The organism is Aquabacterium soli (assembly GCF_003933735.1).
Taxonomy (GTDB): domain Bacteria; phylum Pseudomonadota; class Gammaproteobacteria; order Burkholderiales; family Burkholderiaceae_C; genus Aquabacterium; species Aquabacterium soli.
On record NZ_RSED01000023.1, the window covers coordinates 1 to 14,436 of the forward strand.

General features: G+C 66.3%; 11 protein-coding genes. 7 read left to right on the top strand and 4 right to left on the bottom strand.

Annotated elements, in window-relative coordinates:
• Positions 1-96: 96 nt before the first annotated feature.
• Complete coding sequence (locus tag EIP75_RS20685) at positions 97-306, top strand: DUF6496 domain-containing protein (protein ID WP_125245095.1); 210 nt, start codon at positions 97-99, stop codon at positions 304-306.
• Here the strand turns inward: EIP75_RS20685 and EIP75_RS20690 are convergent.
• Both EIP75_RS20690 and EIP75_RS20695 read right to left on the bottom strand, forming a co-directional pair.
• Complete coding sequence (locus EIP75_RS20690; protein ID WP_125245096.1) at positions 274-2,418, bottom strand: putative bifunctional diguanylate cyclase/phosphodiesterase; 2,145 nt, start codon at positions 2,416-2,418, stop codon at positions 274-276. The two genes, EIP75_RS20685 and EIP75_RS20690, sit on opposite strands and share 33 nt — an antisense overlap.
• A gap of 294 nt (positions 2,419-2,712) precedes the next feature.
• The gene (locus tag EIP75_RS20695; protein ID WP_125245097.1) at positions 2,713-3,384 is read right to left on the bottom strand and encodes a PEP-CTERM sorting domain-containing protein; all 672 of its coding nucleotides are present in this window, start codon (positions 3,382-3,384) and stop codon (positions 2,713-2,715) included.
• A 259-nt stretch (positions 3,385-3,643) separates the two neighbouring features.
• Between EIP75_RS20695 and EIP75_RS20700 the strand changes: the two genes are divergently transcribed.
• Both EIP75_RS20700 and EIP75_RS20705 read left to right on the top strand, forming a co-directional pair.
• Complete coding sequence (locus EIP75_RS20700; RefSeq protein ID WP_125245098.1) at positions 3,644-5,530, top strand: ABC transporter ATP-binding protein; 1,887 nt, start codon at positions 3,644-3,646, stop codon at positions 5,528-5,530.
• Between the two features lie 116 nt (positions 5,531-5,646).
• Entirely contained in the window at positions 5,647-7,266 is a 1,620-nt protein-coding gene (locus EIP75_RS20705) for a sensor histidine kinase (protein WP_125245099.1), read from the top strand.
• A gap of 20 nt (positions 7,267-7,286) precedes the next feature.
• Here the strand turns inward: EIP75_RS20705 and EIP75_RS20710 are convergent, their stop codons facing one another.
• Positions 7,287-8,645 carry a hypothetical protein gene (locus EIP75_RS20710; protein ID WP_125245100.1) on the bottom strand — a complete coding sequence of 453 codons (1,359 nt, stop codon included), beginning with the start codon at positions 8,643-8,645 and terminating at the stop codon, positions 7,287-7,289.
• 169 nt (positions 8,646-8,814) lie between these two features.
• Between EIP75_RS20710 and EIP75_RS20715 the strand changes: the two genes are divergently transcribed.
• Positions 8,815-9,429 (top strand): biliverdin-producing heme oxygenase, encoded by a 615-nt coding sequence (locus tag EIP75_RS20715; protein WP_125245101.1) that lies wholly within the window; start codon positions 8,815-8,817, stop codon positions 9,427-9,429.
• A 23-nt stretch (positions 9,430-9,452) separates the two neighbouring features.
• On the opposite strand, the gene EIP75_RS20720 is transcribed toward EIP75_RS20715, so the two are convergent.
• Positions 9,453-10,130, bottom strand: a complete 678-nt coding sequence (locus EIP75_RS20720) for an N-acetylmuramoyl-L-alanine amidase (RefSeq protein WP_125245102.1) — start codon at positions 10,128-10,130, stop codon at positions 9,453-9,455.
• A 293-nt stretch (positions 10,131-10,423) separates the two neighbouring features.
• Between EIP75_RS20720 and EIP75_RS20725 the strand changes: the two genes are divergently transcribed.
• From EIP75_RS20725 to EIP75_RS20735, 3 genes are read left to right on the top strand one after another with little or no spacing between them, the layout of a single operon-like run.
• A complete protein-coding gene (locus EIP75_RS20725) occupies positions 10,424-12,763 on the top strand; it encodes a bifunctional salicylyl-CoA 5-hydroxylase/oxidoreductase (RefSeq protein WP_125245103.1) in 2,340 nt (779 codons plus the stop codon).
• Positions 12,764-12,766: 3 nt separating this feature from the next.
• Positions 12,767-13,546, top strand: coding sequence for an SDR family NAD(P)-dependent oxidoreductase (locus EIP75_RS20730; RefSeq protein ID WP_125245104.1), 780 nt, complete (start codon positions 12,767-12,769; stop codon positions 13,544-13,546).
• Between the two features lie 32 nt (positions 13,547-13,578).
• Entirely contained in the window at positions 13,579-14,436 is an 858-nt protein-coding gene (locus EIP75_RS20735; RefSeq protein ID WP_125245105.1) for an enoyl-CoA hydratase family protein, read from the top strand.

The following is a 14,436-nucleotide window of genomic DNA, read 5'->3' on the forward strand; positions in this document are numbered from 1 at the left end:
CATCCCGCCGGCGCATTGAGCCTGTTCCAAGCCCGGGAACACCGCTTGCCGTGATGGTCGCAAGGGCCGGTACGGGCCCGAACGAAAGGAGCTGCCATGGCAAAGTACAGCGAAAAAGCGTCCGACAAGGTAGGCAAGGTCATGCACGAATACAAGGAAGGCACGCTCAAAAGCGGCACCTCCGACAAGCCCGTCAAGAGCCGCAAGCAGGCCGTGGCCATCGGTCTGTCCGAGGCGCGCAAGGCCGGGGCCAAGGTCCCGGCCCGCAGTTCTTCAGGCACCAAGCGTTCGAGCGCCAAGCACTGAATGTCTGCCAGCCGGTGACGCATCCTGCGCCGTGGCCTGTGCCAGCGCTTCGAAAGCCGCCAGCGGCATCGGCCGCCCGAACAGATAACCCTGGTAGCTGGTGCAACCATGCCGCTTCAGAAACTCTCGCTGCGCCTGCGTTTCCACACCCTCGGCGATCACACTCAGGCCCATGGCCGCGGCCAGCGCGATGATGGTCCGCGCGATGGCGGCATCGTTGGAATCGGTCAGCACATGGCGCACGAAAGACTGGTCGATCTTGAGCTGGCTCAGCGGCAGCCGCTTGAGGTAGTTCAGCGACGAATAGCCCGTTCCGAAATCGTCCAGCGAGAAGCGCACACCACAGGCCTTGAGCGCGCCCATGCGCGACACCACGGCGTCCACGTCATCGATCAGAACGCTTTCGGTCAGCTCCAGCTTCAAGCGGTCGGCCCGGGCGCCCGTGCGTTGCAAGGCCATCACCACCTGGTCCACAAAATCAGGTTGGTGGAACTGACGCGCGCTCACGTTGACCGACAAGGTGAGCCGGCCCAGCAAGGGATGCAACGCCCATGATGCCAGTTGGCGGCACGCTGTCAGCAACACCCACTCACCCAGCGGCAGGATGAGCCCGCCTTGTTCGGCCACGGGGATGAACTCGGCTGGCGAGACCATGCCTCGCTGCAGATGCTGCCAGCGCACCAGAGCCTCCGCGCCGAGCAGTCGGCCAGTGTCATCGACCTGCGCCTGGTAATGCAGAAGCAGCTCACCTCGCTGCAGCCCCCGGCGAAGATCCGACTCCAGCGCGGTGCGCTGGCTGATGGCGTTCTGCATGGCCGGGTCGAAGAAGCGCAGCGTGTTGCGTCCGGCGGCCTTGCCTTCGTACATCGCCAGGTCTGCGTGCTTCATCAGCTCTTCCAGGCTGGCCACAGGGTGGGCTGCGCCGAACATCGCTACGCCGATGCTGCAGGTGCTGTGATGCTCATGCCCGTCCAGCTCGCAGGGCGCGGCCAGCGCGCTCAGCAGGCGTTCGCCCACTTCCCTGGCCTGTTCGGCGGATTCATGCAGGCCGGGGCTCAGTTCCTGCAGCACCACCACGAACTCGTCCCCACCCAGCCGGGCCAGGGTGTCGCGCTCGCGCAAGGCCCCCTGAAGCCGCGTCGCCAGTTGCTGCAGCAGGCGGTCGCCCATGTCATGGCCCAGGGTGTCATTGAGGGTCTTGAATTCGTCCAGGTCGATCAGCAACAGCGCCGCGCCCTGCCCGTTCAGCCGGGATGCGGCCACGGCCTGCTGAAGCCTGTCCTGCAGCAGGCGCCGGTTGGGCAGGCCGGTGAGCGGGTCGTAGAAGGCCAGCTGTTCGATGCGCGCCTCGGCCTGCTTATGCTCGGTGATGTCGGCAAAGCTGCCCACGCAGTAGCGCGGTTCGCCCGGCGCTGAACGCACCAGCGTGAGGCTCAGCCGCTTGGGATAGACCTCGCCGTTCTTGCGCTGGCTCCAGAGATCGCCCACCCAACGGCCACGTTCGGCCAGTTGCCGGGCGATGGTGTCGTACAGGTCAGGCGGGTTGGCGGCGGCCTGCAGAATCTCCACCGGCCGGCGGCGCACCTCGTGCAGGCTGTAGCCGGTGATGTCGGTGAAGGCCTGGTTGACCTGGAGGATGGCGCCCCGCTCGTCGAGCACCATGATGCCGTCCTGTGATTCGAATGCCGTCGCCGCCAGGCGCAAGGCCATGTCCGCGCGGCGCAGGCGCGCCTCGGCATCGCGCACACGCACCACCATCACGCACAGCATCAGGGCCACGGTCGCGGCACCGGCGCCTGCCACGTTGAGCAGCAGGTGGCCTGAGATGAGGTCGGCATCCTGCCCGCGGGTACCCGGCCTCACTTCGGCAGACATGGACGCCGGATCATCAGCCCATGCCGCGGCCACCTGGGCCTGGTACATCTGATGGCCGGCGATGAAGACGAACAGCAGCACGACGGCGACCAGGGCAATGGTCGTGGGCAGCATCACATGCCGCAGCAGGCGCACGGGGGGATCGGCGCGTCCAGGGTTCTCGAGGTTCTCGACCGTGGCCGCGCAGGCGGCGGCTTCTTCCTGCGGCGTGGGCAAGAGCCAGTTCGAAGTGTTCATCGGGCTGGACAGCGAAGGCGCACGGACGACGGACAGACCACCAGGCTGGGCGGTTCGACGGAAAGCAGGGAAATCGGGAACGGAGACATGACGACTTCAAACGGTTCGCCATGCTAGGACGCCGCATCTGGCGTCACCTTGATCTCTCACAAACCGCTGCTTGCGGTGGGTCAGGATCGGGAAACAGCGGTGGGATCGGGGTCGGGGTTATCGGTCAGCATCTCGTCCCCCGCGGAAGCAGATGCCCGCTCAGCTCGATCCGGAAGGCGGATCAGCAAAGCATCGTCAATAGGATCACTGGGCAGCACGACGGCGAAGTGCCAGCCCACCCACCAGCGCGAGACCGGCGATGGCCATGGCATAGGTGCTGGGTTCCGGTACCGCAGCCACCTGGTCCACCTGGAGCGCCAGCACTTGCGAGAAGCCTGCCGTCAGCGTGAGGCTGTACGACGTGATGGGCGTGGTCACGCCGGACAGGTCCCAGGTGTAGGTGTGCAGGTCGGAGACACCGCCATTGAGCACGCTGGTGACAGAGGTGGCGGCCAGGACATCGCTGCCGCCATTGAGGCTCAGCGTCAGGGAAAACGGCGTGGCGCCGAACTGGGCATCGAAGTCATTGATGATGCCCTGGAACACCAGCGAACTGATGTTGCTGGCAACGGTGTTGTCCGTGAACGTGAATACCGAGTTGCTGCCGTACAGGCCAAAGCCTGCCGGGTAGTGCGAACCGGACAGGCGGGTGAACACCGCGTCGCCCGAGCCAGCCACGTTGGAGCCGCTGCCGGCGACGAGTTCGGCCTCGGTCAGCGCACCGCCCGCACGGTTGCGGTTGAGCTCGTTCCAGGCGTCGAAGGACACGGAGCCAGCCACATCGGTGATGTTTTCATGGGTCACGTTGGCCTGGGCCAAGCCCGTGGCTGCCAGCACGGCCAGGCCGATCACGGTTTTGGCAAACATCGAAGTCATCGAGAAGAGTCCTTTCACTGCAAAAAACAACCCGCCGAAGGCGGGCGAACAAGCCGGGCAACGTCCACTGATGCTGCACCGGATTCTCTTTTGAGAATGAGATTTATTCTCATTAACGCATGTTGCCGTGTCAAGGCGTGAAACAGGATGAAGCTTGGATTTCAGGCCCCCCGCTTGAGGGGGAACGCCCTGCGCCACGGTCGGGCCGCCCAAACAAGGTACCTTAGAGGGCCAGCACACAGACACGCAGAGGATCTCCATGGCGCAAGACGCCGTCCCGAAAGACATCGCCGGCACCGCCGCCCGTCAACGCGCCCCCGGGGCCCCTGCCCTGCCCGACACCCCACTGCGCTTCGTGCTGCACTTCGTACGCCAGAACCGACATTGGTATGCCCTGATCCTGGCCCTCGAAACCTTCAATGCGGCCTGCGGCATCCTGCTGCCCTATGCGCTGGGACAGATCCTCAAGGGCGTGACCGGCAGCCAGGGACAGGCCAGCAGCACCATCCTGGCCGCGCTGCACACGCCCGTGCTGCTGTTCATGGCCCTGTGCGTGGGCGAGGTGCTGTTCGGCCGCCTGGCCGGCGCTGTGCAGGTGCGCTTGGGCCCCCGCCAGCGGCAGGAGGTGGTGCGCCAGATCTACCACTACCTGCAGCACCATTCGCAGCGCTACTTCAGCAACCACTTCGCGGGCGCCCTGGCGCACCGCATCAGCGAGACCTCGCTGGGCGTGACGCAGACGCTGTGGTCGCTGATCACCGAGTTCTGGCCCACCGCCATCGTGCTGGGCGTGGCCGTGGTGCTGATGTTCCAGGCCCAGTCCACGCTGGGCTGGTTCGCGCTGGGCTGGACAGTGCTGTTCGTCGGCCTGTCCTACCTGCTGGCCAGGCGGGCCAGGCCCTACGTGATCAAGGCCGCGGCCACGCGCAGCGAGACCACCGGGGCGGTGGTCGATTCGGTCACCAACCTGACCAGCGCCCGCCTGTTCGCCCGCCTGGGCTTCGAACGCCAGCACCTGCAGGAGCACCTGCAACGCGAACTGACCGCGGTGCGCCTGTCCAACGGCTATGCAGAGCGGGTACGCTGGTTCCAGTTCTCGGCCGCGGCCCTGCTCAAGATCGGCCTGCTGTGGTTCGCACTGCAGTTATGGGCCGAGGGCCGCATCGGGGTCGGCGACTTCGTGATGACCGTGAGCCTGTCGCTGCTGGTGATCAACGAGGCGCGCAACCTCAGCCGTCGCTTCCTGGAGTTCTTCGAATACATCGGCAACGTGGCCAATGGCGTGCAGACCATCGTGCGCCCGCATGAGCTGGTGGACCAGCCCGACGCCCGGGCCGCGGCTGTCACACGCGGGCACATCCGTTTCGAGGCGGTGGACTTCGCCTATGCGTCGCAGGCCCCTGTCTTCAAGGGCCTGAGCGTGGACATCCCGGCCGGCCAGCGCGTCGGCCTGGTCGGCGTGTCGGGCTCGGGCAAATCCACCTTCGTGAGCCTGCTGCTGCGCCTGTACGACCCGCAGGCGGGCTGCATCGTGATCGACGGTCAGGACATCCGCACCTTGACGCAGGATTCGCTGCACAGCCAGCTCAGCCTGATCCCGCAGGACCCAAGCCTCTTTCACCGCAGCCTGATGGACAACATCCGCTACGGCCGCATCGAGGCCAGCGACGACGAGGTGATCGAAGCCGCGCGCCAGGCCCATGCCCACGAGTTCATCAGCCAGATCAAGGATGGCTATGCCTCGATGGTGGGCGAGCGCGGCGTGAAGCTCTCGGGCGGGCAGCGCCAGCGCGTGGCCATCGCACGGGTGGTGCTCAAGAACGCGCCCATCCTGATCCTGGACGAGGCCACCTCGGCGCTGGACTCACTCACCGAACAGGCCATCCAGGAAACACTGGGCCAGGTCATGAAAGGCAAGACCGTGATCGTGGTGGCGCACCGCCTGTCCACCATCGCCCACCTGGACCGCATCCTGGTGTTCGACCAGGGCCGCATCATCGAAGATGGATCGCACGATGCCCTGCTGGAGCAGCGCGGTGCGTACTGGCGCCTGTGGAGCCGCCAGGCTGGCGGCTTCCTGTCGGACGACCCGGAAGGGGCCCCCTCGCACAGTGCCCGACCGGCCTGCAGGGCAGACATGCCCTAGGCCGCGTGTCCCAAATTCAAAGAGATCGTGCGGTCATTCACCCATGTCGTGCAGGGGTTCTGGCACGCCTGAAGACTCGCGCGTAGAGTAGGCTTCCCGACGCGACCTGTGTGACCATGCAGACGCTGCATATCATTCATCTGGAGGATCCCGAAGCCCCGTCAGCGCTGGCCTTGCCGCAGCTGCCGCCTTCGGTCCAAGTTCTCACGGCCCCCGACATGGCGGCCTTCCACAGCCTGCTTCAGCACCACCAGCCGGTGGGCGTGATCAGCCCCGCCGCCCTGTGGGGCCACGATGCTGCCACGCTGCTGGGCGGCCTGCCTGGGGTGGCGGGCTTCGTGCTGGTGTCGGACACCTCAAAGGCCGCGCAGGCCCATCAATGGCTGGATGCCGGTGCCCTGGATGTGATCGGCCCGCAGGATAGCACCCGACTGCGCGTGGCCCTGCACCACCTGCGCAGCATCATCGAGAAGGCCCGCGCCGATGCCCTGCTCTCGCGGCGTGCGCGCCTGGTCGATGTGGTCCAGCAGCTGTCCATGACCCGCAGCCTGGCGGACGTCATGGCCATCGTGCGCCGCGCCGCGCGCGAACTGAGCGGCGCCGATGGGGCCACCTTCGTGCTGCGCGACCGCGAGCAATGCTATTACGCCGACGAAGACGCCATCTCGCCTCTGTGGAAAGGCCAGCGCTTCTCGATCCGCGAGTGCATCAGCGGCGTCGCCATGCTGACGCGGGCCCCCGTGATCATCGAAGACATCTATGAGGATCCACGCGTGCCGCACGCGGCCTACGCCGTCACCTTCGTGCGCAGCCTGTTGATGGTGCCCATCCGCGCGGAATCCCCCATCGGCGCCATCGGAACCTACTGGGCCATCGAGCGCCATGCCACGCCAGAGGATGTCGAGCTCATGCAGGCGCTGGCCAACGCCACCGCGCTGACCATCGAGAACGTGGGCTTTCAGAAGGACCTCGAACGCCGCGTCATCGAGCGCACCGAAGACCTGGCCCGCACCAACCAGGAGCTGGAGGCCTTCTCGTCCTCCGTCTCTCATGACCTGCGCAACCGGCTCAATGCCATCCTGGGCTTCAGCTCGCTGCTCGATATGCAGGTCAGCCCCAAACTCGACGCCGCGCAGCAGGATTACATCCACACGATCCGCGACTGCGCTTCGCAGATGAAGCACACCATCTCCGACCTGATGACACTGGCCCGCGCGGGCCGCCAGGAAGTCGACATGGAGCTGATCGACGTGAGCGAGCTGGCCCGCCAGTCGGTGGCCGATCTGCGCAAGGGCACCGCGCTGCCTGATGCCGAGGTGCTGATCGAACCGGGGCTCACGGCCTATGGCGACCCCGGGTTGCTGCGCCTGGCGCTGGACAACCTGCTGTCCAACGCCTTCAAGTACTCATCCAAGCAGAGCCGGCCCCGCGTGGTCGTGGGCGCTCAATCCTCTGCACCCGACGATCAGCTTCAGCTGTTCATCCAGGACAACGGCGCCGGCTTCGATCCCCGCCATGCCAGCCGCCTGTTCCAGCCTTTCGTGCGCCTGCATGAAGAAACCGATTTCCCCGGCACCGGCCTGGGCCTGACCATCGTGCGTCGTGCCATCGAGCGGCTGGGGGGCACGATCGCCGCCGAATCGCAGCCCGGCATCGGTACAACCTTCCACGTCACGCTGCCCTGTCAGCGGGGGGTGACACTCGACACGGCCGACACAGCCACAACACTGCTGTGAGCAACCCTGTCCAGACCGGCTCAAGGACTCGCTTGCAGGCGCCATTGAGGCGCACCCGGATCCAGGCGCCATGACCTGAGCACCAGATGATGGCAGTCGTCCTCGCAATGGATGGCCCCCTTCAGGATCGCGCTGCCGTCCGTTGCCCTGATCACATCGGCTTCGGAGAATGACATCCCCTGACGGCGCCGGGACAGCACGGCCAGGCTCAGGACCGCCCCCTGCCTGGTGGATTCCGCATCCATGCTCTGGCGCATGTACCGGTCCACACTGGAATAAAGGCTGGACACGGACAGCAGGATGCCTCCCAGGGTGTTCCTGAAATGCAGATTGGAAAACACACTGTCCGTCTGGCGCCTGGCCTGCGCTTTCAAACGTTGCAGGGCCACGGACGGATCCTTGTCCTTCGTGGCCGCCACGACGGCCGCATGCTGTTCGCGGAACTCGGATCGCGTCAGGTTGGGCAACACAGGCCTCGACTTCGGAGGCAGCTTCCCGGGCCGCTTTGTCTCGCATCGCTCCACACCTGGCCCCTGCGCCAGGCATGTGATGGTGACCCCGGCATCCAGCGCTTCATAGAGCACGCGGTCCTGCGCCCAACCCTCATCGATCCACCAACGGTGGCTCACGTCGCGCCATGGCACCGGAGTCGCCAAGGCAGCCTGGACCCGAGGCTGCAGCACCGGGAACGCCGCCACCAGGGTGGGTGCTTCGGCATGGACCACCTGCAGCCACGTCGCCGCAATCACGCCGTTGATGATGGATTGCGATCCAGCGAACACCCTGGTGGACACGTTGTGCAAGGCGCCCCAGGCCTCGAACGCGCTGTCCGCATCCCCTTGCTGGCTGGCCAGGGCCAGCTGAGCCATCCACAACCTGCCACAGGTGCCCAGAGCCATGCCCGGACCAGGTCGGCTCAAGACCACAGGCACCCGTACCAATGGCTCGTCGAAACCCGTCAGGCGACCGATGTCTGCGCAGGCCCTTGCCAAGGGCGCCACGGCTTTCAACGCCTCAGGCAGCTTCGACAGGCTCTGCCGAAACGTCTCACCGCATGCATGCAAAGGGCGACAAAACAGAGCGCTGCCCGGATCAAGTCTCACCGCCGCCGGCACCGAAGGCACCAAGGTCATCTGGTCGAGTGCAAGCACCCGCTGGCGCCCGGCGTCCCAGGCCGCCCAGCTCTTGCGGCCTTGCGCCAGGGTGTCATCAAGATGGCCTTGCTGCAACCCCATCAAGGACAGCCAGCCTTCATGGCGTGCGCCATCCGCTCGCTCCTCGGCCACTGGCTCCAACCCGGGTTCCCAAGGCCGAAGATCGCTGTCGATGCTGTTGGCCAGCACCCAGCCTCCCACCAGCGCCACCGCCACTGCGGACACGAGCGCGATCCCCTGGAGCCAGCGTCTGCCAGACCTCTCCCCTTTTTTGATCATGATCTGCTCTTCATCCCGGTCATGCACGCCGGCCGCACAATTCTACAAAATGGCCTATCATGAGAATGATTCTCAATTGCAAAATATCGTCTGGCGGCCCCTCAAGCGCACCCACATGACCGAGACCACCCTGACCCACACGCTGTCCCAGAGATTGAAGCTCGAGACCGCTCCCCAGCATGAGCAGATGCACCATCTGATGGAGCAGGCCCAGCCCTTCTCCTCGCGAGCGCAGTACGCCAAGTTCGTCGCCGTGCAGTACCTGTTCCAACGCGATGTGGAGCACCTGTTCGACGACCCGGCCGTGCAGGGCCTGGTGGCCGACCTGTCCGAACGCGGCCGAGCCACAGACTCGCAGGCCGACCTGGCCGACCTGCAGGCACCCGTGCCCAGCGAGCCGATCGCCACGCAGGGCGTGACCGCCCCCGAGGCGCTGGGCTGGCTGTACGTGTCCGAAGGCTCGACCCTGGGCGCGGCCTTCCTGCTCAAGGAAGTCAGCGAGAAGCTCGGGCTGGACGGTCAATTCGGCGCCCGCAACCTGGCGGCCTATCCGGATGGACGCGCGCGCGTCTGGAAGCGCTTCGTGGCGGCCCTGGATGCGCCAGAGCTGGCCGAGGTGCAAGACCGTGTGATCGCCGGTGCACTGGCCGCCTACGGACGCTTCGGGCACCTGCTGCGCACGCAGTTCTCACTGGACCAGGCCGAGGCGCCGCTCAGCACCGCTGCTTGATCTTGTGAAGGCGGTCTGACCCATCAGACGTCGCAGCAGCCATTCGCCTCCGCTGGCTTGAGCTTCGACAAGGGCTTGGCCAGCGCGACCAGGGGATCCACGGCCTCGGCCTCGCCGTTGAGCACCAGGCCCTTGAACCGGGCCCAGTCGAAGTGCGACCCCGGGTCGCTGCGCCGCTGAGGATCCAGTTTCGCGTGCGACAGCACGTGCAGCAGGTTGGGGTACTTCGCCCAGCAATGGCGCACGATCCGCGCCGTCGCCTCGATCTGCCAGTCAGAGAACGGATCGTTCTTCTGGGCATTGACCACCTCGATGCCGAGCGACCAGTGGTTGACCCGCGTGGCCCCGCCATTCACATCCGGGTGCGAGGCCGCGTTCCGCACGTGCCAGGCCGCCAGCGCCTCGGGCACGCACGCCCACACCAACTGACCGTGCTGCGGCTCGTCCTCATCGGGCACCAGCCAATGGAACGATGCCGGGTCCTTCGCCCGCTTGATCACGGAGATGGCCCCGGCAGAAGATGAGCCGGCGGTGGCATGGATCACCACGGCCGTGACCCCCAGGATGGGGTCCACCGAGCGCTTGGTCGTGCACGCCGGCCAGAAGGGCTGCACCCCGGGATACCAGGGTTCGTTCAAAGTGACCTCCGAGGGCCGCTTGCTCTTCGGGAGCGTGAAGTGATAACTGCTCGGGTCCGCCATGCTGTCCTCCTGAGGATCTGTGGGTGATGTGCTGCGGCCACTTTTTGCCACCACCGCCCCCTTGGCAAGCCCTAGATCGTGGGACAGACACGGCACACCGGCCCGTGCCGTCCTCGTGCCTTGACCCGCCTCAACGTTTTCCCGGCCCTGCCCGCAATCCCTGACGACACTCGCCTTCGCCCCCTTGCCCCTTTCAATTTAGTTCGCTAAACTACTTTAGAACTAAATCACTTAGAAGGCATGTACATGCGGTGCATGCCCTTGGGCGAACGCTCCTGACTGGAAGGATTGAGATGAAGATCGTCTGTATCGGTGGCGGCGTGGCCGGCCTGTATTTCGGCCTGCTGATGAAGCAGCACAACCCCACGCACGACATCACCGTGGTCGAGCGCAACCGCGCCTACGACACGTTCGGATGGGGCGTGGTGTTCTCGGACGCCACGATGGAGAACATGCGCCGCTGGGACATCAAGTCGGCGGATCAGATCCAGCAGGCCTTCAACCACTGGGACGACATCGAACTGCACATCAAGGGCCACACCATCCGCTCGGGCGGCCATGGCTTCGTGGGCATCGGTCGCAAGAAGCTGCTCAACATCCTGCAGGCCCGCTGCGAGGAGGTCGGCGTCAAGCTGGTGTTCGAGCAGGAGGTCGATTCCGACGCCGACTTCCCCGATGCCGACCTGATCATCGCCAGCGATGGACTGAACTCGAAGATCCGCACCAAGTACCAGGACACCTTCAAACCTGACATCGCGCTGCGCCCTAACCGCTACATCTGGCTGGGCACCAACAAGGTCTACGACGCCTTCAACTTCCTGTTCGAGAAGACCGAGCACGGCTGGTTCCAGGCCCACGTCTACAAGTTCGACGAGCAGACCAGCACCTTCATCGTCGAGTGCCCCGAGCACGTGTGGCTGGCCCATGGGCTGGACAAGGCCGACCAGCAGCAATCCATCGATTTCTGCGAGAAGCTCTTCGCCAGCAACCTCCAGGGCGAGAAACTGATGACCAATGCGCGCCACCTGCGCGGCTCGGCCTGGCTGAATTTCCAGCGCGTCAAGTGCGAACAATGGTCGCTGCACAACGGCAAGAGCCATGTGGTGCTGATGGGCGATGCCGTGCACACGGCCCACTTCGCCATCGGATCGGGCACCAAGCTGGCCCTGGAAGACGCCATCGAACTCACGGCCCAGTTCCAGGCCCTGGGCGATGCGCCCGAGAACATCCCCGAGGTGCTGGCACGCTACCAGGCTGCCCGCGCGGTGGACGTGCTGCGCCTGCAGAACGCCGCCTGGAACGCGATGGAATGGTTCGAGGTCTGTGGCGAGCGCTACTGCGATCAGCTGGCCCCCGAGCAGTTCATGTACTCCATGCTCACGCGCAGCCAGCGCATCAGCCACGAGAACCTGCGCCTGCGCGACAAGGGCTGGCTGGAAGGCTACGAGCGCTGGTTCGCCGAGCAGGCCGGCCTGAGCACCGCCGACGGTGCCACGCCCGTGCCGCCCATGTTCACCCCCCTGACGGTGCGCGACCTCACGATCAAGAACCGCGTGATGGTGTCGCCCATGGCGCAGTACAGCTGCGACGATGGCCTGGTCGGCGACTACCACCTGGTGCACCTGGGCTCCCGTGCCCTGGGCGGCGCAGGCCTGGTCATGGTGGAGATGACCTGCGTCTCGCCGACCGCCCGCATCACCCCGGGCTGCCCGGGCCTGTGGAACGAAGCCCAGCGCGACGCCTGGAAGCGCGTGGTGAACTTCGTGCACCAGCGCAGCGACGCCAAGATCGCCGTGCAGATCGGCCACGCTGGCGCCAAGGGCTCCACCCGCCTGGCCTGGGAAGGCATCGACAAGCCGTTGGTCGAGGGCAACTGGCCACTGATCTCGGCCTCGCCCCAGCAGTATCTGAAGGGCGTGAGCGACACCGCCCGCGCCATGACCCGCGCCGACATGGACGAGGTGTGCGACCAGTTCGTGCGCTCCGCCCGCTGGGCGGCCGAAGCCGGCTTCGACTGGCTGGAGCTTCACTGCGCCCACGGCTACCTGCTGTCGAGCTTCATCTCGCCCTTGACCAATCAGCGCACCGACGAGTACGGCGGCTCGCTGGCCAACCGCCTGCGCTACCCGCTGGAGGTGTTCGCAGCCGTGCGCGAAGTGTGGCCCGCCCACCTGCCGATGTCGGTGCGCATCTCGGCGCACGACTGGGTCGAAGGCGGCATCACCCCGGCCGACGCGGTCGAGATCGCCCGCGCCTTCAAGGCCGCTGGCGCCGACCTGGTCGATTGCTCGTCGGGCCAGGTCAGCAAGGCCGAGAAGCCCGTCTATGGCCGCATGTTCCAGACGCCCTTTGCCGACCGCGTGCGCAACGAAGCCGGCATCCAGACCATCGCGGTAGGCGCCATCAGCGAAGCCGACCACGTCAACAGCATCATCGCGGCCGGCCGCGCCGACCTGTGCGCCGTGGCGCGCCCCCACCTGGCCAACCCGGCGTGGACGCTGACCGAGGCCGCCAAGATCGGCTTCACCAGCATCGACTGGCCCAAGCAGTACCGCTCGGCCAAGCCGCAGATGGAATCGCTGTTCCAGCGCGAGAAGGCCCAGGCTGCCGCGCAGACCGGCGCGAAGGGCTGAGCCATGAGCGCCAACGACTCCCTGCAAGACCAGCACGTGCTGGTGACCGGCGCCGCACGCGGCATCGGCGCCGCGATCGTGCGCGCCTTCGCAGCCCGCGGGGCACGCCTGAGCATCCTCGGCCGCAGCGCCGAGAGCCTGGCCCCGCTGGTGGCCGAAGACCCGGCGCGCCGCGTTGCGGTGGTGGCCGACGTCAGCGATGCGGCTCAAGTGGCGGCCGCCTTCGAGCAGGCCCGCCAGCGCTTCGGCCCAGCCACGGTGCTGGTCAACAACGCTGGCCAGGCCAGCAGCGCCCCCTTCCTGAAAACAGGCGGTGACGCCTGGAAGCAGATGCTGGACGTCAACCTGATGGGCACCGTGCTGTGCACCCAGGCCGCCCTGCCCGACATGGTGAAAGCCAGACAGGGCCGCATCGTCAACGTGGCCAGCACGGCCGGCCTGACCGGCTACACCTACGTGACAGCCTACGCCGCCGCCAAGCATGCCGTGATCGGCCTCACACGCTCGCTGGCCCTCGAAGTGGCCAAGCAAGGCGTGACGGTCAACGCCGTGTGCCCCGGCTACACCGAGACCGACATCCTGCGCGAAAGCATCGCCAACGTCATGGCCAAGACCGGCCGCAGCGAAGAAGAGGCCCGCGCCCAGTTCTCTGCGGGCAACCCGCAGGGCCGCTTCGTGCAGCCCGAAGAGGTGGCCGATGCCGTCGTGTGGCTGAGCTCACGCGGCGCCGCCTCGGTCAATGGCCAGAGCATCGCCGTCTGCGGCGGCGAACTGCCACGCTGAACCCATCCGATCCGCCCCAACCAGGACAACGCATGAGTGACACCCCCCTGCTGGATCCGGCCCTGCAAGCCGGCAACCGCCGTCCCCTGGCCGGCTACGAAGCCCGCCACTTCCTGTGGTCCTTGAACGATGGCGTGGCCACCATCACGCTGAACCGTCCCGAACGCAAGAACCCGCTCACCTTCGACTCGTACGCCGAACTGCGTGACCTGTTCGGTCAGCTGCGCCACGCGCCCGATGTGCACGTGGTGGTGCTGGTCGGCGCCGGTGGCAACTTCTGCTCTGGCGGCGATGTGCACGAGATCATCGGCCCGCTGGTGCGGCTGAAGGCGCCCGAGCTGCTGATGTTCACCCGCATGACAGGCGATCTGGTCAAGGCCATGCGCGCCTGCCCTCAGCCCATCGTGGCCGCGGTGGACGGCGTGTGCGCCGGCGCCGGCGCCATCATGGCCATGGCCTCCGATCTGCGCGTGGGCACCGCGCGCAGCAAGACCGCCTTCCTGTTCAACCGCGTGGGCCTGGCCGGCTGCGACATGGGCGCCTGCGCCATCCTGCCACGCATCGTGGGCCAGGGCCGCGCCAGCGACCTGCTCTACACCGGCCGCAGCATGGCCGGCGAGGAAGCCGAGCGCTGGGGCTTCTTCAACCGCCTGAGCACCCCCGAAGCCCTGCTGGACGATGCCCAGGCCCTGGCCCGCGACCTGGCCGCCGGCCCCACCTTCGCCAACGGCCTGACCAAGACCATGCTGCACCAGGAATGGACCATGGGCATCGACCAGGCCATCGAGGCCGAGGCGCAGGCCCAGGCCCTGTGCATGCTGACGCAAGACTTCAACCGCGCGTACGAAGCCTTCGTGGCGCGCCAGAAACCCGTGTTCGAAGGAAACTGA

Coding starts and splice junctions, on each gene's coding strand:
- EIP75_RS20685 (WP_125245095.1), top strand. CDS start 97: ATGGCAAAGTACAGCGAAAAAGCGTCCGACAAGGTAGGCAAGGTCATG.
- EIP75_RS20690 (WP_125245096.1), bottom strand. CDS start 2,418: ATGAACACTTCGAACTGGCTCTTGCCCACGCCGCAGGAAGAAGCCGCC.
- EIP75_RS20695 (WP_125245097.1), bottom strand. CDS start 3,384: ATGACTTCGATGTTTGCCAAAACCGTGATCGGCCTGGCCGTGCTGGCA.
- EIP75_RS20700 (WP_125245098.1), top strand. CDS start 3,644: ATGGCGCAAGACGCCGTCCCGAAAGACATCGCCGGCACCGCCGCCCGT.
- EIP75_RS20705 (WP_125245099.1), top strand. CDS start 5,647: ATGCAGACGCTGCATATCATTCATCTGGAGGATCCCGAAGCCCCGTCA.
- EIP75_RS20715 (WP_125245101.1), top strand. CDS start 8,815: ATGACCGAGACCACCCTGACCCACACGCTGTCCCAGAGATTGAAGCTC.
- EIP75_RS20720 (WP_125245102.1), bottom strand. CDS start 10,130: ATGGCGGACCCGAGCAGTTATCACTTCACGCTCCCGAAGAGCAAGCGG.
- EIP75_RS20725 (WP_125245103.1), top strand. CDS start 10,424: ATGAAGATCGTCTGTATCGGTGGCGGCGTGGCCGGCCTGTATTTCGGC.
- EIP75_RS20730 (WP_125245104.1), top strand. CDS start 12,767: ATGAGCGCCAACGACTCCCTGCAAGACCAGCACGTGCTGGTGACCGGC.
- EIP75_RS20735 (WP_125245105.1), top strand. CDS start 13,579: ATGAGTGACACCCCCCTGCTGGATCCGGCCCTGCAAGCCGGCAACCGC.